The 235-nt window shown below is 64.3% G+C and carries 1 pseudogene; it reads right to left on the minus strand.

Features of this window, described 5'->3' with window-relative positions:
• Window positions 1–101: pseudogene (locus tag B4920_RS29340) on the minus strand (ABC transporter substrate-binding protein); the annotation flags it as partial.
• Window positions 102–235 lie beyond the last annotated feature (134 nt).

The following is a 235-nucleotide window of genomic DNA, read 5'->3' on the forward strand; positions in this document are numbered from 1 at the left end:
TGGCCGTTGGCATCGAGCACCTGGCGGGTGCCTGCCTGGGCCTGAAAGCCGACCAGGCTGGCCAGCATGAGCGCGGCGGCCAGGGGGGAGAAGATCTTCATGGTTACATCCTTAATGGGTGAAATCGGCGGCACTCTTGGCCCATGCCGGGCGGCCCCTGTGGGGTGTGCCTGCCAGTCAGCCTAAAACCGGGGTCCAAATGGGCGGGGACATGCTACCACAGAAGCGCAAGTGA

Origin of the sequence: Zoogloea sp. LCSB751, from assembly GCF_002028455.1 — a bacterium.
GTDB lineage: Bacteria > Pseudomonadota > Gammaproteobacteria > Burkholderiales > Rhodocyclaceae > Zoogloea.